We start from the raw sequence: 17,373 nt of genomic DNA on the forward strand, positions 1-17,373 counted from the left end.
GTCGCTACGACGTTCGGCGCGCGATCACAAGAACGCGGCCTCGCTCAGCGAGCGCGCGCGGGCTTCGCGCGGCTGCCGGCGGACGCCGAGCCGACGAACGCCGCGAGGTGCTCGCCGGTCAGCGTCGACTTCGCCTTCACCAGGTCGGCCGGCGTGCCCTCGAACACGATGCGACCGCCGTCGTGGCCCGCCCCCGGCCCGAGGTCGATGATCCAGTCCGCGTGCGCCATCACCGCCTGATGGTGCTCGATCACAATCACCGACTTCCCCGAGTCGACGAGCCGATCGAGCAGCCCGAGCAGCTGCTGGAGATCCGCGAGGTGGAGCCCGGTCGTCGGCTCGTCGAGCACGTAGACGCCGCCGTCTTCACCCATGTGCGCCGCGAGCTTGAGCCGCTGCCGCTCGCCACCCGACAGCGTGGGGAGCGGCTGGCCGAGCCGCAGGTAGCCGAGCCCCACGTCGCTCATGCGCTGCAGGATCGCGTGCGCAGCCGGCGTGCTCGCCTTGCCCGCGCCGAAGAACGCGAGCGCTTCCTCGACCGACATGTCGAGCACCTCGGCGATGTTCTTCGCGCCGAGCTGGTACTCGAGCACCGAGGCCTGGAATCGCTTGCCCTCGCAGTCCTCGCAGACCGTGCTGACGCCGGCCATCATGCCGAGGTCCGTGTAGATCACGCCCGCGCCGTTGCAGGTCGGACAGGCACCCTCGGAGTTCGCGCTGAACAGCGCGGGCTTCACGCCGTTGGCCTTCGCGAACGCCTTTCGGATCGGCTCCAGCAGATCGGTGTAGGTCGCCGGGTTGCTCCGCCGCGAGCCGTGGATCGCGCTCTGATCGATCGACACGACTCCGTCGCGGCCCGACACCGAGCCGTGGATCAGCGAGCTCTTCCCCGACCCGGCCACGCCGGTCACGACGACGAGCACGCCGAGCGGGATGTCGACGTCGACCTTCTTGAGGTTGTGCGTGCTCGCGCCGCGCACCTTCAGCACGCCCGACGACCTCCGCACCGAAGGCTTCAGCGACGCGCGATCACTCAGGTGACGCCCGGTGAGCGTGCCGCTCTTGCGCAGCGCGTCGACCGTGCCCTCGAAGACCACCTCGCCGCCCGCGGTGCCGGCACCCGGGCCGAGGTCGACGACGTGATCGGCGATCACGATCGCCTCCGGCTTGTGCTCGACCACGAGCACGGTGTTGCCCTTGTCGCGCAGTCGCAGCAGCAGGTCGTTCATCCGCTGGATGTCGTGCGGGTGCAGACCGATCGTCGGCTCGTCGAAGACGTAGGTCACGTCGGTGAGCGACGAGCCGAGATGACGGATCATCTTCGTGCGCTGCGCTTCACCGCCCGAGAGCGTGCCCGACGGACGATCGAGGCTGAGATAGCCGAGCCCGATCTCGACGAACGAGTCGAGCGTGTGCCGCAGCGCCGCGACGAGCGGCGCGACCGACGGCTGGTCGAGGCCGCGCACCCACTCCGCGAGATCGCTGATCTGCATCGCGCACGCGTCCGCGATGTTCTTGCCCTTGATCTTCGAGGACCGCGCGGCCTCGCTGAGCCGGGTGCCGTCGCACTCGGGGCACGTGGTGAAGGTGACTGCGCGCTCCACGAACGCACGAACGTGCGGCTGCATCGAGTCGACGTCCTTCGAGAGGAAGGACTTCTGGATCTGCGGGATCAGGCCCGCGTACGTCAGGTTGATCCCGTCGACCTTGATCTTCGTCGGCTCCTTGTGGAGCAGGTCGTGGAGCTCCTTCTTGTTGAACTTCCGGATCGGCTTGTCGGGATCGAAGAAGCCGCAGCCACGGAAGATGCGGCCGTACCAGCCGTCCATGCTGTAGCCGGGGATCTTGAGCGCACCTTCGTTGAGCGACTTCGTGTCGTCGTACAGCTGGGTCAGGTCGATGTCGTTGACCTTCCCCCTGCCCTCGCAGCGCGGGCACATGCCGCCGACGCGCGTGAACGTCTCTCGCTCCGTCTTGCGGTTGCCCTTCTCGACGGTGATGACGCCGGTCGCGCGCACCGAGGGGACGTTGAACGCGTACGCGCTGGGCCCGCCGATCTGCGGCTTCGCGAGCCGGCTGAACAGGATGCGCAGCATCGCGTTCGCGTCGGTCGCGGTGCCGACCGTCGAGCGCGGATCGGCGCCCATGCGCTCCTGATCGACGATGATCGCGGTCGTCAGCCCGTCGAGCACGTCGACCTCGGGCCGCGCCAGCGTCGGCATGAACCCCTGCACGAACGCGCTGTAGGTCTCGTTGATCAGCCGCTGCGACTCCGCCGCGATCGTGCTGAACACGAGCGAGCTCTTCCCCGAGCCGGAGACACCGGTGAACACCGTGAGCCGGCGCTTCGGGATCGCGACGCTGACGTCCTTGAGGTTGTTCTCGCGCGCGCCCTGCACGCGGATGAGATCGTGGCTGTCGGCGGGGTTTCTGGACGAAGGCATGGGCTCGATGATGGCGTGGCGAGAGGTGGTTCGGCACGGCCCGTCCCTCGAGGACGAGCCGGTCGAGTCGTTCGGAGGAGACGCGCTCAGGGCTTCGCGTGCAGGCGGCGCCAGAGGACGTACGAGAGCGCCCAGAGCACACCGGTGCCCGCGGCCCAGCCCCACGCGTCGGGGCCATCGCCCACCGAGACGTGCGCGACGATCGCGGAGACGATCGTGATCGCGAATCCGGCGTAGGCCCACTCCTTGAGCCGCGAGGGCACGGGCGCCAGCAGCAGCGCGATGCCGAGGAGCTTCGCCCACGAGAGCTCCACCCGGAAGTAGTCGGGGAAGCCGAGATGCGCGAACGCGTCCGCCACCTGCGGCAGGCTCAGCTGCGCGTAGGCGGTGAAGCCCATCTGCAAGCAGAAGAGCGCGGTGACGATCCAGAACGCGACGGTCTCGAGCTTGCGCGTGGTCGGCGCGACGACGAGGGCCGGCTTCGGCAGCGTGGCTTCCATGTGCATCGCTCCTCTCAGCGCGCCTGGACCAGCTTCCAGCCGTTGCCCGCGGGATCGCGGAAGCTCGCGTCGACGCTGCCGAAGCGCTCGACGGGCTCCTGCGTGAACTCGACGCCGCGCGCCTTCATCCGATCGAACGTCGCGCGCACGTCGGCGACGACCAGCACGAGCGGGGGCATCGCGCCCTTCGCGACTGCCTCGCGCAGCGTCTGCGCGGTCGCTTCGTCGACCGTCGGCGGCCCCGGGACGAAGAGACCGAGCTGGAACGACGGCTGCTCGGGATGCTGCACCGTCAGCCACCGATAGTTGCCGTTCCTCGCGTCGGTGTGGACTCGGAATCCGACCTTCTCGGTGTAGAAGGCGAGCGCCTCGTCCTGATCGCTCACGTACAGCCCGACTACCTGAACACCCTGGCTCATGTGACCTCCGTCGTGTCGGGGTCATTCGTACCGCCCGCCTCCTGCCGTCGCTTCTCCGAAACTGCGATCGTGAGATCGGGGCGGTGCGCGGCGTGGAGGAAGCAGGCCGGCACGCTCTCGAGGTCGTGCGGGGTGGCCTTCGCGCGGCTGCGGAAGTCGCCGGGGCTCTCGTCGGTGACGTCGCGGAACGTGCGACCGAAGGTGCCGAGGCTCTTCCAGCCCGTTCGGAACGCGATCTCCGTGATCGGCAGGTCCGTGTCGCGGAGGAGCGCCTTCGCTCGCTCGATGCGCAGCGTGAGCAGGTAGCGGTGCGGCGGCACGCCGAAGGCTTCCTTGAACGACCGCGCGAAGTGGGCCTCCGAGACGCCGCTCACGCGCGCGAGCCGCGAGACGGGCCACTCCTCCTGCGAGGCAGCGTCCATGCGGTCCTTGGCGCGGAGCAGCCTCCGCAGCAGCTCCGGGTCCTGCATCGAGCCCGAACTCTACCAGAACGTGATCGACGCCCAACCCGCGCCACCTACTCGGGATTCTGGGCTCGAGCGGCGTGTACTCTCACCCATGTGCGCACTCGTGCTCTGCTCTCCGCGGTGTTCGCCGTCGCGCACGTCGGGTGTGGTGGGAACGCCTCCGTTCCGACCGCCAGCCATACGACGACCGAGCGCCCGGCGAGCGCCCCGCCGCCGCAGCTCGCTGCGCTCTGGCATCGTGTCGTCGCGGCAGAGCACGCGTGGCTGTCCCGCGACACCGTCGTCATCCATCACCGCGGCGGCGTCGTGTGGGGCCGCGATGCACGCACCGGTGCGAGCCGCTGGATCCACGGGTACGCGGAGGATCGGACCGTCGACGCCGACGACGACGCGGTGCTCGTCGCGGATCCCGGCGAGATGACGTGCCTCGACCCCCGCACCGGCGAGCCACGGTGGAGCCTGGAGCTGGAGCGTGCAGAGACGATCGACGGGCTCGCGATCGCGGGCCCCATCGCTGCGATCGCGTACCGAGCGGGACCACGCGAGGCGCTCCGCGCGACCCCGAGCCCCTCGCACGTTCGCGTGCTCGCCTTGGCCGACGGCGCGACGGTCGCCGACCACGCGTTCGCCGACGTGACGAGCGTCGAACGCGATGCCGACCGAGAGCTGGTGATCGTGCGCGGCGACCCGAGCTTCGCATGGGTGAACGACACGACGCTCGCGCCGGTCGGAGACGACGCGTGCTTCGTGACCGACGACGTCGTGCTCGCTGGTCCCGACTGCGGGCTCGTCGACGACTTCGAGTCGTCTCGACGACTCGTGGAGGCCCGATCGACGCGCGACGCGACCACGCGCTGGACACGCGCCGTGCACCGCACCTTCCCGGGCCCGGTCGTGCTCCACACGAGCGACGCGGTGCTGCTCGCTTCGGAGGACGGGGAGCTCGAGCTGGTCGATCTCGAGACCGGCGCATCGCGATGGACGCTGAGGCTCGACGAGCCCGTCCGGAGCGCGTCCGGATGGATTCCCGCAGCGGCCGAAGGCACTCATGCGGTCCTCGGGCTCCGGACCTCACCTGCGCGCCTCGTGGTGATCGATCTCGCGCGAGGTGTCGTGCTGCGTGAAGTGCTCGCGCCGAGCGAGGTCGGGTACCTGCAGCTCTCCGGAGGGCTCTTATTGTCGTTCACCGACGCCGAGCTCTGGGTCGCCGAGCTCGACTGAGCGCCGCCGTCGACGCGCTCGATCAGTCGTGGAGCCGTCCCTCGAGGACGAGCGCCCACGCGAGGCACACGAACGACGCGACGTTCGCGACGGCGCGCGCGAGGTTCCACCGGACCCACGGAGCCTCGAACGCGCGACGCACCGCGGCGAGGTCGGGGATGCGATCGACGGGACCGGCCGCCGCGAGTCGATCGTTGAGCGGGACGTTGAAGGCGATCGTGATGACGAGCACCAGCGCGTACAGCACTGCCGCGGCCACGATCCACGGCAGGACCGCGCGCGCGTCGGGACCGCGATGCATCACCGCGGCGGCGATCGTGAGCACCATCGATCCGCCGAACGAGAGCGCGAACCATCCGTTGAGGATCGCGACGTTGATCTCCTGCATCGTCGAGACGAACGTGCGGTCGTCGGCGCGCGCGAGGCCCGGCATCACCGAGCACACGTATCCATAGAAGAGCCCGGCAGCGAGGCCCGTCGCGGTCGTCGCCGCGAGCAACACGAACGTTCGGAGTCCCGGCATCGCGCGCGGAGCATGATCCGACGCGGCGAGGCGTGCCGTCGTTTTCGTGGACCGCGCGCCGCGCGACTCTCGAGCGTGCGTGTCGGTGGGCCCGCCCTTGCGGCCGAGGTGCCGTTCGAAGATCCTCCGGCTCTTCCTTGGGGGCGTGAAGTATGGCCAGGCTCGCGTGGATCGGAGTCGCGCTCGTGCTCGCGAGCTGTGCGAGCGGCGGCGGCGGGCCGCTCGACGACGCAGGGTCCGCACCGACCGATGCGGGTGCCGTCGATGCGGCGATCGCGATCGACGCCGGGACCGATGCAGGCGTGGCGCTCGACGCCGGTCGAGCCGACGGTGGAAGGCCGGACGGCGGCCCGCCCGACGGCGGCCCCGTCGACGCCGGGCCGCCGGACGCGGGGCCGATCACGTTGCCGGTCACCGACGCGCTGCTCGTGCACTTCGACGCACGCGACGTGCTCGGCGACGGAAGCGCGCCCGGAGCGACGCCTGCCGCGTGGCTCGATCTCACCGGCGGCAACGACGCCGCGTGCACCAACGCGCGGTGGGAGGCGGACGGGCTCGCCACGGGACACCCCGCGATTCGCACCGTGAGCACCGCCGCGAGCCACTGCGCGTTCCCGATTCCCGATCTCGGCGATCTCTCGATCTTCGTCGTGCTCCGCACCTCCGACACGCGCGTCGGACAGGAGTGGTGGACCTCACCGGTGATCGTCGGTGGCGATCGCGCGGACGAGTGGGACGACGGCGCGTTCTTCCTCTCGGGTGGCCGCGCCGGGTTCGCGCGGCGCGACGCGCGCCCGCGCTTCGACTCGACGCGATCGATCGCCGACGGCGCGCCCCACGCGATCTCACTCGTGCGCGTGGCCGCCTCGGGCGTGGTCACGTTCCGCGCCGACGACTTCCCGCTCGAGACCGGCAGCGCGCCCAGCGGTGGAATCTCCGAGCCCAACACGTGGCGCGTCGGTCGCCACGACAACGAAGCCGAGGGGCGAATCGCTGCGTCGTTCGGAGAGGTGCTGATCTATTCGCGCGCACTCTCGCCCGCGGAGCGCGCGTCGGTGCACGACTACCTCGCTGCGCGGTGGAGCCTCTGAGCGATGCCGTGATCGCTGGCGCAGTCCGCGCCGCGTGCATATCATCGCGCGCCCGGTGACACGGGCAGGAGAGGCCAACACATGACGATCTCGGAGAACCCAACCGACGCGCTGCGGCGCGTGGTTGCAGCGGTGGTATTCACGCTCCTCGGCGGCTGCGGCGCCGAGACGCTCGGGGAAGGCGAGAGCTGCACCGCCGACACCGAGTGTGGCGTCGGCGCGTGTGTCGAGCTCGACGGACGCCGCACCTGCTCGATCGCTTGCGCGCCGGGCGACGCGTGCCCCGATGCGTTCGACGGAAGCGCGCGCACGTGCCGCGAGAGCTCGTATTGCGGCGCGCCCTGCACGTTCACCGGATCGCGCGAAGGCCAGGCCTGCCGCGACGGAGCGGTGGTGGAGTGCGCGAGCCTCGAGCCCGCCGACGCGTGCTCGGATTGCGGCTGCGCGATGTTCGGTGGCGGGATCTGCGTCGCAGGGACGGGCTGCGTCCAGCCGGGGCCCGAGGGCGCCGCGTGCACCGAAGATCGCTTCTGCGAGAGCGGGCTCTGCGATCCTGCGTCCGGCACCTGCGTCGCGCCGAGCGCCGACGGCGAGGCCTGCGCGGAGGATCGGTTCTGCCAGAGCGGCCTCTGCAACCCGCTCACCGACACCTGCACGTCACTGCTCGCAGCGGGCGCCGCGTGTGACGCCGACCGCTACTGCGCCTCCGGGCTCTGCGGGACGACGTCGCGCGTCTGTGTGGTGCCGGGCGCGATCGACGATCCGTGCTCGATCGATCGTGAGTGCCAGTCGCAGAACTGCAGCACGGACGGTGATGCGACACGCGTGGGCGTCTGTCGTCAGCCGCTCGGCGAGGAATGCGACGTCGACCACTGCAATCGCTGCGTCGGCCGCGATCTCAGCTTCGGATTCCCGGGCTACTGCTCGCGGTCGGGATGCGACCCCGTGACGGCGCCCTGCGGTCCTCCGGTCGGCGCGTACAACCGTCGATTCGACTGCCGCGCGAGCGTCGATGGTCCCTATTACTGCTACGAGACTTGCCCGACCGACCAAGACGAGGCGCTCGGCTACAACTGCCTCGACGACTTCGACCTCTGTCACTGGCAGACGGGCTCCTGCTACTGACTGCGACGCTGCCGAGCGTCATCGAATCGAACGCGATGACGCTCAGCTCGTCTCGGCGAAGAGCTGCGCGAGCGTCTTGCCGTACGGCCAGAAGGCAGACCGATCGCCACGCTTCCACGCCGCGCGGAGCTCGGGCGTCGTGATGTCCCAGTCGGGTCGGCAGCGGCGGAGCACCGCGCGGAGATCGTGGCGCAGCTCCTCGCTCGTCGGTCGGCCGAAGAACCAATAGCCGACGTAGATCGAGTGCACGACCAGGCCCGGCGCGAGCACGAGCGTGTGCGGGATCATCGGATCGTGCATCGGATCGGTGTACTCGGCGATGTCGAGATCCTTCTGCACGACTCGCTCGGGATCCGAGAGGAAGGGCCAGTGCGCGCCGAGCCCGCTCCGGAGCTCGTTCGTCGCGAGGAGATCGTCGGTCGTGATCGTGACGAGCCGGCAATAGCCGACCTCGATCTCGCGGTGGAGCTCCACGAGCGACTCGTGCTGGCGCCGATCCTTCGGACAGTATCCACCGCGCCCGAGCACGACGATCATCGGATCGGAGCCCTGGAGACCGCTGAGCCGGCGCCGAGCGCCGGTGTGATCGCGTAGCTCGTAGTCGGGGAAGACCGCGCCGGGGACGATGTCGGACCGCATGGGGCCGCATCTCGCCACCCCACGCGTCGCCGCAACTCACGTCGACACTCGCGTGCATGCGGACTACGGGCTCGCGACCCCGGGGCACAGACCAAGAGATGTCGGCGAGCCCGCCGGCCCGTCTCCCAGGGTGAGGTACGGACATGAAGATCGTCGTCATCGGAGGCACTGGCCTCATCGGCACGAAGCTGGTGAACAGGCTCCGTCGAGAGGGGCACGAGGTCGTCGCGGCATCACCCGCGTCGGGAGTCAACGCGATGACCGGCGAAGGGCTCGCGGAAGCGCTCGCCGGCGCGCAGGTCGTCGTCGACGTCGCGAACTCGCCCTCGTTCGAAGACCGCGCGGTCCTGGAGTTCTTCGAGACGTCTTGCCGCAACCTGATGGCCGCGGAGTCGGCCGCCGGCGTGAGGCATCACGTCGCACTCTCCATCGTCGGCGCCGACCGCCTTCCGGAGAGTGGTTATCTGCGCGCGAAAGTCGCTCAAGAGCAAGTGATCAAGGCGTCCAAAGTGCCCTTCACGATCGTCCGCTCGACTCAGTTCTTCGAGTTCATGAACGGCATCGCGCAAGTGGCCACGACGGGACAGACCGTTCGCCTGTCGCCGGCGACCCTGCAGCCCATCGCCGCCGACGACGTGGCGGCAGCGCTCGCCGAAGTCGCGGTCGGAGCGCCCGCGAACGGCACGATCGAGATCGCCGGCCCGGAACGACTGGGCCTGGACGAGCTCGTCCGACGTTTGCTCCGCGCGGCGAACGACCCGCGTCAGGTGGTCGTCGACGTGCACGCGCGCTATTTCGGGACCGAGCTGAACGATCGATCTTTGACCCCGAGCGGCAGCCCGCGACTCGGCCCGACGCGCTTCGCAGACTGGCTCAGTCGCTCGGTCCCGAGCAGCGCAGCCCCGAAGCACGCGTGACGGAGTCGACTAGTGTCCCGACCGCGACGCGGTGATCACGTCGGCCCTTGCGCCGCGATCGGGAGTCTGATCTACAGCAGTCTGTGAAGCCGACTGCGAGGTTCACAGGGCTGGAGCTGTCCGAGGCAGACCGCGAGCTCCTTCGCGCGAGGGGGCGCGGTAGCCATCGGGAGCGACTCACGGCGCGCCAGTGGCGTCGGATCCGCACGCTGCTTCTCCTCGACGAGGGCATGTCGGTCCGAGCTACGGCGATCGCAGTCGGGGGTTACCCGCGAGAGGTTTCGCGTGTCGCCAAGCGCTATGCGGAGCGAGGTCTGGACGCGGCGTTGTCTGATGACCCGCGTCCGCACCCGGAGCGGAAGCTCGACAGCGCGCAGGAGGCCGCGATCGTCGCGATGGTCTGCGGCCCACCGCCCGAAGGGCACGCGCGATGGACCGTGCGGCTCATCGCCGAACAAGTCGTGAAGCGAGGTGTCGTCGACGAGATCGGTCGCGAGACGGTCCGGGTCACGCTCGCGAGCCACGGCCTCAAGCCGTGGCGGGAAAAAAATGTGGTGCGTCCCCGCCGTCGATGACGAGTTCATCGATCGGATGGAGGACGTGCTCGAGCTGTACGCACGCAAGCACGACGAACGAGAGCCCGTCGTGTGCCTGGACGAGCGCCCTGTGCCGCTGCGCGATGCGGCGCGAGACGGGACGGCCATGTCGCCGGGCAAGATCGCGCGCGTCGACTACGAGTACGTGCGGCGCGGAACAGCGAACATCTTCTGCATCATCGAAGCTCTGACCGGGCGACGGCTGACGCACGCCACGCGCGATCGCGCCGGCCCATCGTTCGCGAAAGCGCTGAAGCGGATCGCGCGCCGCTACAAACGCGCTCGCACGATTCATCTGGTCGTCGACAACCTGAGCACGCACTCGGAGAAGTGCCTGATCGATGCGCTCGGGCCTCAGCAGGGCCGTGCGCTATGGCGGCGCTTCACGGTGCACTTCACGCCGAAGCACGCGAGCTGGCTCAACGCCGCCGAGATGGAGGTGAGCCTCGTCGTCCGCGAGTGCCTCGGCCGACGCCGTATCGGCGATCTCGCGACTCTGCGGCACGAAGTCAGCGCGTGGAATCGCCGCGCAGATCGTAAGCGTCGCGGCATCAACTGGACGTTTCGCGTCGCCGACGCCCGGCGCGTCTTCCGATACGCCGGGCTCGTTACGTCACGGTCGAGACACTAGCACCTGCTCCGGCGGGCTCGCTGACGATGCGCGAGTGGCCGATCCCGCGACGCGCTCGCGAGGCGCACCGATCGTGCGTGATTCGTAGGGATGCGCGGTCGCCGTCTGCTCATTCCGGTCTCGACCTCCCGCGGGCGCTGCGCGCGCCGTTCGCTAGAATGAGCCGTCGTGGACGGCGACGTCATTCTTCGCGATGTTCGATCGCACTCCACCAGCTCCGCCAACATCGATGAATCCGAGCACCTCGCGGCGGTTCTCCGCATGCGTCGCGTGGTGCTCGCGGCAGTCGTGCTCTGGGTTCTGGTCACCGCGACCGATGCGCTGACCGCGGGTCGGTTCTGGCCCGAGCGCGCGAGCGAGCTCGTCATGCTGCGGGTCGTCAGCGCGATGCTCGGGATCGCCACGTGGGTCTACCTGCGCGCGCGCGGCCCAGCGATGAGCGTCGTCGAGCTCCGCGCGGCGACGACCTTCTTCTTCACGATGCCGTGCGCGTTCCTGAGCGCGATGGCGGCGCTTACCGGTGGCGTCTACAGCCCGTATTACGGCGGCGTGTTCGCCGTGGTCGCGATCCGCGGCGCGACGGTACATGAGCCGTGGCAGACCGGCGCCTGGACACTCGCGTTCCCGACGCTCGCATACCCGGTGACGATGTGGATCTGGAGCTTCATCGAGCCCGACGTCGCTGCTCAGCTGGCCGACCCGAGAACGAGCGCGATGCTCGGCTTCAACACGATGAACCTCGTGTTCGCATACGGAGGCTTGGTCGTCGCGGGCCACTGGCTCTGGGAGCTGCGGCGCCAGGTGTTCGCCGCGCGCGTTCTCGGACGTTATCGCCTCGTGCGCAAGCTCGGCGCCGGAGGGATGGGAGAGGTCTGGCTCGCCCGCGACGCTGCGCTGCGACGCGACGTTGCGCTCAAGATCCTCCGCGTCGGCCGAGGACAGCTCACACCGCACTCCGTCGCGCGCTTCGAGCGCGAGGTGCGCGCGCTCGTCGATCTCTCGCATCCCAACGTCGTGCGGGTGTTCGACTACGGCGTGAGTGAGGACGGCATCTGGTACTACGTGATGGAGCAGCTCCACGGCGACACCCTCGTCGAGCTCGCGGCGCGCGAAGCTCCGATCGGTGCAGCGCGGGTCGTCGACCTCGTCGCGCAGGCCGCCAGCGCGCTCGGGGAGGCGCACCGACGCGGGATCGTGCACCGCGACATCAAGCCCGCGAACGTGTTCGTCACGGTGACGCCGGAGGGGCGCGATGTCGTCAAGGTGCTCGACTTTGGCATCGCCAAGGTCGACGAGCCGAGCTCGGAGGCATCGCTGACCAGCACCGGGGTGGTGCTGGGCACGCCGAGCTGGTTCGCGCCCGAAAGCGTGACCGGCGCGCCGGCGGGTCCCCCGGCCGATGTGTGGGGGCTCGGCGCGGTCGCATATCTGCTGCTCACGGGGCACCGGCCGATCGAAGCAAACGGCGCGCTCGAGTACGCGAGCGCCGTGCTGCAGCGCGCGATTCCGCGCCCCTCGGAGCACCTCGGCGCCCCGATGCCGCGCGAGCTCGAGGACATCGTCATGCGCTGCCTCGCACGCGATCCGTCCGACCGCTTCTCGGACGCCGAGGAGCTCGTGCGCGCGCTGGACGCGTTGCGTCTGCACGAAACGACGTCGGTCAGCGATGCAGTCAGCGCGTCAGTCTGACCGAGCCACCGATCGTGAGCAGTGCGCTCCGGGTGCCGCGGGCGCGCGGTGCTCTGCGCACGAGGCTGCCAGGCTGATTGGCGTTCTCGAATCACCGATACCCCGGATCGCACCGCATCCGACACCAAACGCGCTTGGTGCGCGAAAGCCGGCTGGAGCGATGGCGCAGGCGTCATGACGGACCGCCTCGGCCGTCGCTCAGCAGCCTGCTAGCTTCGGAGTGGATGGACCCGCGAATGTCGAGATCGCCCCCGGGAGCCACGGACCGTTGAGCTCGCCGGCGCGGTTGGACGGCACATTGTTCGTGTCGGAGACGCGACTTCTCTACGTGGGTCCGCTCGTCGCCACGACGCTCCACGCCCATCACGCAGCCCAGATCGTCATCGCGCCGCAGGGGCTGCACATCGAAGACGGTGCCGACGGCCGCATTCACACTCGCGCGGCCGTCATTCCCCCGCGCATGCCCCACGGACACGGCGCGTGTGCACACGCTGCGCTCCTCTTCCTCGACGGAGACGACGTCGCGAGCCGCGCGCTCTCTCGTGACGCCGAGCCTCGGTGCACGACGTGGGACCGCGACGCGCTCGACGTGAGCGTCCCTCGCGATCCCACGCGGGAGACCGCGCGCGCCCTCATGACCGAGATCCTTACCGCCCTCGAGGTGCGTCAGCCGCCGGGACCGCGACACCCGGCAGCACGTCGGATGTGCGCGTCACTCGATGGCTCGGACCACGCCGGTCTCGCGAGCCTCTCGCACGAGGCGGGGCTCTCACCGCGGCAGATGCGTCATGCATTCGCGCGCGACGTCGGGCTGCCGATGCGTGCCTATCAGCGGTGGAAGCGCCTGCGCCGCGCCATCGCCGCGGTGGAGGGAGGAGCGAGCCTGAGCACGGCCGCAGCGTCCGCCGGATTCGCCGACAGCGCCCACCTCAGCCGGGTATTTCGTGAGCAGTTCGGAATGACACCGACGCAGGGGCTGAGCTCGGTCAGGTGGCAGACGCTCGACTGACGAGGAACTCGGGGAATCCGTCTCTTCGGCGCGGCATTCCGCACTGGTACATGATGGCGTCCACGTTTCCTCGATGATGAGTCGTGTGAGTGACCACGTGGAGGATCATCGTGGCGGCGCTCATCCTCACGACCTTCCCGTCGGTGAAGCGCACGTCGTGAGGTCGTGCGAGCTCCTCGCCTCGGAGCGACGCGGCGATGTCCACGTACCAGCGGTCGATGGTCTCCGATGCGCGATCGAGCTCGTCGAGCGTGGGAAGGACCGCGCTCTGCGTGGACGCATAGCCGTGCGCGACGCCCTGGAGATGAGACTGGAAGATGCGACCGACGACCTGCACGTGATCGAGGAGCCGCACGATCAACGATGCTGCGTTCTGCGACTCGAAGGACTCGACCTCGCGAAGCGCGGCGAAGAGCTCTCGGTTGGCCCACGCGGCGTGAGCGACGATCGTCTGGAGCGGCTGAGTGTTCATACGTCCGACCGTGGGTGACAATCGGACCGAGCGCTTGAATGCAACGGCGGGCTCGAGCCCGTGGCGCAATGAGCAAAAAGCCCCGCGCTTTCGCGCGAGGCTTTGCGGCCATCGCTGCCCTACTCGGCTCTCCGTCTCAGCGCAGCTTCACGAACTGATACGACCAGCCGGGAAGCCGGACGCCGGGCGTCGCCTGCCCGTTCGCGACCTCGTAGATCTGCGTCGCGTAGCCCTCTGCTTCACCGCCGGGGACCATCAGGAACAGGCGTTCGTCGAACTGGACCGGAGTGAACGCGCCGCCGTTGAAGTCGATCCCCTCGAGGGGCGCACCGCTGCTCGGGTCGTCGAGATCGAAGCTCCAGATGCGCCAGTTCAGCGTTCCGAGGTAGCTCCACGGGTTCGTGGTCTCGTCGAACGACGTGCGCTCCTCGTAGAACGCCGACGCGAGGGCCTGCCCGTCGCCGACATAAGTGAACATCGCGCCGTGATGACCCTCGGTGGCGTCGGAGTAGTCGAGCGTCCACTCCGGGTCGAAGCGAGTCTCACCGGGCGCGATGCGCAGCACACAGCTCTCGGGCGCGTCGCGCATGATCGTGCCCGCCAGCGGCCACAGCCAATTGCTGAAGTAGATGTTGCCCGCCTCGTCCTCGTGGACGAGGTTGCCCGGCACCGGACAGCGGGTCTCGGTCACGACCTCGAGCAGCTCGTCCGTGTCGGTGTCGTAGATGGCGAGCAGGAAATCGGTCGAGTACTCGGCAGTGTCGTAGTTGACCCAGTTGAACGTGCGGAACAGCAGGTTCCCGCGCACGGCGGCCGGCGAGCCCTCGAGCGAGAGACCCTCGCGAAGGAGGTTGTCGGGCGGCGCGATCTCGCCCGTGATCTCCATCGTGGTCGGGTTCCAGATGACCGTCCGCCCGTCGGCGAAGATCATCAGATACGCCTTGGTCGGGCTCAGGAACGTCACCGCCCAGTCGTCGATGACCGCCGACTCGATGCCGTAGCTCGCGAAGCTGACGCGGCCCTCTTCGACGAGCTCGCCACCGTCGTCGACGCTGTAGCGGATCACGGTGGGCGACTGCGCTTCACCGACGAAGAGCCAGCCGTTGTACGCCTGGAGATGCGCGCGGCCGCCGCCGTACTCGCGCGTCCGAGTCGTGTCGATCTCGTCGATGTCGAGCGAGTCGAGCAGGGCGAGATAGCTCGTCGATCCGACGTCGTCGTAGACCTCGTACATCACGGCGTAGAGCGGGCCTTCTGGCCCCGGGCCGCCGCCCGTGTCGTCGTCGCCGCCGCAGCCGGAGGTGCTCGCGAGCATCCCCGCCAGCAGCAGCGCTGCTGCGAAGGCATGTCCACGGGTCGGCGAAATCGCGCTCATCGTCTTGATCCTTTCGAGCGAAGCCGTCCCAGGATAGACGAAGTGAGAACGACTCGCAATGTCATTCTCAGGTGACCACGGCTCAGAAGTCCGCCGTCACGCGAACGAAGAACGAGCGTCCCGGGCGCTGCGCGCCGTAGAGGTCGAAGAGCGCCGCGTCCGCGAGGTTCTGGACCTCGAACGACGTCGAGATGCGCGGCGGCCCGTCGACCACGTACGTGAGCCACACGTCCTGCGCGAGCTGCGACGAGATGGTCTCCTTGGTGTCGCGGCTCCCCTGCGACTCCCACCCGCGGAAGAACTCGTGGATGTAGCGGCCGCGCCAGCCGAGCGTGAGGTGATCGCGATGACCGAGGACGCCGCGCGCGTGGAGCTCGGCCGCGAAGTTCGCGAAGAAGAAGGGCCGGTTGGGGAGGCGATCCCCACGCGTCATCGCGAAGGTCCCCTCGGTGCTCGTGTTGCGATCGTCCTGGAGCGTCGCGTTCGCGGCCAGCACGGCCCAGTCGCCGGGGCTCGTCCAACGGAGCGCGCCCTCGGTCCCGACGACCAGCGCGCCGTAGACGTTCTGATAGGCGAAGTTCCGCTGCGTCCCGAGGAGGACGATCATGTTCTCCCGCGCTCGGACGAAGCCGGCGAGGCTCGCCTCGAAGCGCCCGGCGTCTCCCGTGGCGAGATCGAGCGAGCCCTCGACCGTCGCGTTGTGGCTGCGCTCCGGGACGAGATCGAGATTCGGTTGGACGAGGACTCCGTCGCCGAACACCTCGTACGGCTCGGGCAGCCGTGTGGCGTACTCGTACGTCGCGCGCACCAGGACGCCGTCGGTGATGCGATAACGCGCCGCGCCTCCGGCGCCGAGATCGTGCGTGCTCCGATCGTGGCGCACGACGATCGAGTCGCGCGGGAGGATCTCCTCCGACGCGCTGACGTAGACGTAGTCCTTCACGAAGAGCGTCGTCTCGAGCGCGTCGTCGAAGACGCTCATCCGGTGCTCGATCCCCGAGATCATCGTGAACAGGTCGCGCTGCGCGGTGAGCGGATCGCGCGCCATCGGATCGGCCTGGATGCGCTCGTCGCCGGAGCGGCTCGTGAATTCGGGGGTGACGTTCGCGACGAAGAGATGCTCGGGCGTGAGCTGGAACGAGAGCGTGAGGCGCGCGGGGATCGCGTCTTCCGAGACCACCTGCTCGCGCGGGCGCGGGTCGATCTCGCCACGGACCCGCCGCTCGCGGACCCGCTGGCCGCGCCAGTCGTAGATCCAGGTCGACTGGTCGTTGAAGGTGATGTCGCGGCGCGTGTAGCCCGCGAACGCGTCGATCGACCACTGCGAGTCGATCGTGTGCGAGTAGCGAAGGAGCCCGCCCGCCGAGACCTCGCCGTACGTCACGTCGCCGTAGGGCACGGTCATCACGGGGTTGTGCTGGAGCTCGCGGTCGTACTCGCTCACGAACCCACGGAGCAGGAGGCGATCGGCGAAGGGAACGCCCACCAGCCCGACCTCCGTCGCGATGCCGTACGCGTCGTACGCGTCGTGGAATCGGGGAAGGCGCGCCGGTGACAGCCGGCCCCGGGCGTCGGTCACGTCGACGTCGACCAGGTAGTCGTTGTCCGCGTGATCGACGAACGCGCTCGCGCCCGCGTAGAAGCCGGACCCATCGTGGCGGTAGCCGCCGTCGACGTAGCCGCGGTAGGTGCCCCACGAGCCGGCGAGCAGCGACGCCGTGGCGTGAGGAACGAAGTACGCCTGGTCGCGGACCAGGTTGATCACACCGCCGAGCGCATCGCTGCCGAGCCGGATCGGAACGGCGCCGCGATAGATCTCGACGCGCTCGACCATCGAGAGCGGCACGTTGGAGATCCCGAGGCCGAACCCGGCGAGCTCGAGCGGGACACCGTCGAGGAAGTAGCGGATGCCGGCGTCGCAGATCCCGTGGATGCAGATGCGCGCGCTCGATCCGAGCCCGCCACCGCGGCGCACCGAGATGCCCTCTTGTCGCGCGAGGACCTCGCCGGCATCGGCGGTCTGCGCGCGGACCACGTCGGTCTCGATCACGTGCACCGAGTCGGCCGACTCCGAGATCTCGTCGGCCTCGGTCATCGCCGAGACGACGACGTCGCCGGTGATCAGATCTTCTTCCTCGAAGTCGGCGGGAAGCTCGGACGTCGGAGCAGGCTCCTCGGGTTGCTCCTGCGCGAGCGCGCGCGACGCGGAGGCCCCGAGCGCGAGCGAGAACAGCACGACGAGGTGGCGGCGCATC

General features: G+C 69.2%; 17 protein-coding genes. 8 read left to right on the forward strand and 9 right to left on the reverse strand.

Annotation, left to right across the window (positions count from 1 at the left end; translation table 11 throughout):
• Positions 1-44: 44 nt before the first annotated feature.
• The 4 genes from I5071_RS25225 to I5071_RS25240 form a co-directional block, all read right to left on the reverse strand.
• A complete protein-coding gene (locus tag I5071_RS25225) occupies positions 45-2,444 on the reverse strand; it encodes an ATP-binding cassette domain-containing protein (protein ID WP_236515383.1) in 2,400 nt (799 codons plus the stop codon).
• Positions 2,445-2,530: 86 nt separating this feature from the next.
• A complete protein-coding gene (locus I5071_RS25230; RefSeq protein WP_236515384.1) occupies positions 2,531-2,944 on the reverse strand; it encodes a DoxX family protein in 414 nt (137 codons plus the stop codon).
• Positions 2,945-2,958: 14 nt separating this feature from the next.
• Positions 2,959-3,363, reverse strand: a complete 405-nt coding sequence (locus tag I5071_RS25235; protein WP_236515385.1) for a VOC family protein — start codon at positions 3,361-3,363, stop codon at positions 2,959-2,961.
• Positions 3,360-3,833, reverse strand: a complete 474-nt coding sequence (locus tag I5071_RS25240) for a helix-turn-helix domain-containing protein (protein WP_236515386.1) — start codon at positions 3,831-3,833, stop codon at positions 3,360-3,362. Before I5071_RS25240 ends, I5071_RS25235 begins: the two co-directional genes overlap by 4 nt.
• 117 nt (positions 3,834-3,950) lie before the next feature.
• Between I5071_RS25240 and I5071_RS25245 the strand changes: the two genes are divergently transcribed.
• Positions 3,951-5,051, forward strand: a complete 1,101-nt coding sequence (locus tag I5071_RS25245; RefSeq protein ID WP_236515387.1) for a PQQ-like beta-propeller repeat protein — start codon at positions 3,951-3,953, stop codon at positions 5,049-5,051.
• A gap of 22 nt (positions 5,052-5,073) precedes the next feature.
• Here I5071_RS25245 and I5071_RS25250 read toward each other — a convergent pair whose 3' ends face one another.
• Entirely contained in the window at positions 5,074-5,574 is a 501-nt protein-coding gene (locus tag I5071_RS25250) for a DUF1772 domain-containing protein (protein WP_236515388.1), read from the reverse strand.
• A gap of 152 nt (positions 5,575-5,726) precedes the next feature.
• Between I5071_RS25250 and I5071_RS25255 the strand changes: the two genes are divergently transcribed.
• Positions 5,727-6,665 carry a hypothetical protein gene (locus I5071_RS25255; protein ID WP_236515389.1) on the forward strand — a complete coding sequence of 313 codons (939 nt, stop codon included), beginning with the start codon at positions 5,727-5,729 and terminating at the stop codon, positions 6,663-6,665.
• Positions 6,666-6,746: 81 nt separating this feature from the next.
• Positions 6,747-7,790, forward strand: coding sequence for a hypothetical protein (locus I5071_RS25260; protein WP_236515390.1), 1,044 nt, complete (start codon positions 6,747-6,749; stop codon positions 7,788-7,790).
• A gap of 42 nt (positions 7,791-7,832) precedes the next feature.
• On the opposite strand, the gene I5071_RS25265 is transcribed toward I5071_RS25260, so the two are convergent.
• Positions 7,833-8,429, reverse strand: coding sequence for a redoxin domain-containing protein (locus I5071_RS25265; protein WP_236515391.1), 597 nt, complete (start codon positions 8,427-8,429; stop codon positions 7,833-7,835).
• A gap of 143 nt (positions 8,430-8,572) precedes the next feature.
• Between I5071_RS25265 and I5071_RS25270 the strand changes: the two genes are divergently transcribed.
• The 5 genes from I5071_RS25270 to I5071_RS25290 all read left to right on the forward strand — a co-directional run bounded on the left by I5071_RS25270 (position 8,573) and on the right by I5071_RS25290 (position 13,271).
• A complete protein-coding gene (locus I5071_RS25270) occupies positions 8,573-9,346 on the forward strand; it encodes an SDR family oxidoreductase (RefSeq protein WP_236515392.1) in 774 nt (257 codons plus the stop codon).
• 83 nt (positions 9,347-9,429) lie between these two features.
• A complete protein-coding gene (locus tag I5071_RS25275) occupies positions 9,430-9,921 on the forward strand; it encodes a helix-turn-helix domain-containing protein (protein ID WP_268921140.1) in 492 nt (163 codons plus the stop codon).
• A gap of 16 nt (positions 9,922-9,937) precedes the next feature.
• Positions 9,938-10,573, forward strand: a complete 636-nt coding sequence (locus I5071_RS25280) for an IS630 family transposase (protein ID WP_236515394.1) — start codon at positions 9,938-9,940, stop codon at positions 10,571-10,573.
• 261 nt (positions 10,574-10,834) lie between these two features.
• Complete coding sequence (locus I5071_RS25285) at positions 10,835-12,262, forward strand: serine/threonine-protein kinase (protein WP_236515395.1); 1,428 nt, start codon at positions 10,835-10,837, stop codon at positions 12,260-12,262.
• A gap of 268 nt (positions 12,263-12,530) precedes the next feature.
• A complete protein-coding gene (locus I5071_RS25290) occupies positions 12,531-13,271 on the forward strand; it encodes a helix-turn-helix domain-containing protein (protein WP_236515396.1) in 741 nt (246 codons plus the stop codon).
• Here I5071_RS25290 and I5071_RS25295 read toward each other — a convergent pair.
• From I5071_RS25295 to I5071_RS25305, 3 genes are all read right to left on the reverse strand, one after another.
• Positions 13,249-13,743 (reverse strand): DinB family protein, encoded by a 495-nt coding sequence (locus tag I5071_RS25295; protein WP_236515397.1) that lies wholly within the window; start codon positions 13,741-13,743, stop codon positions 13,249-13,251. The two genes, I5071_RS25290 and I5071_RS25295, sit on opposite strands and share 23 nt — an antisense overlap.
• 136 nt (positions 13,744-13,879) lie before the next feature.
• A complete protein-coding gene (locus I5071_RS25300; RefSeq protein ID WP_236515398.1) occupies positions 13,880-15,118 on the reverse strand; it encodes a hypothetical protein in 1,239 nt (412 codons plus the stop codon).
• An 82-nt stretch (positions 15,119-15,200) separates the two neighbouring features.
• Positions 15,201-17,372 carry a TonB-dependent receptor domain-containing protein gene (locus I5071_RS25305; RefSeq protein WP_236515399.1) on the reverse strand — a complete coding sequence of 724 codons (2,172 nt, stop codon included), beginning with the start codon at positions 17,370-17,372 and terminating at the stop codon, positions 15,201-15,203.
• Position 17,373 lies beyond the last annotated feature (1 nt).

It is taken from the genome of Sandaracinus amylolyticus (assembly GCF_021631985.1).
GTDB lineage: Bacteria > Myxococcota_A > Polyangia > Polyangiales > Sandaracinaceae > Sandaracinus > Sandaracinus amylolyticus_A.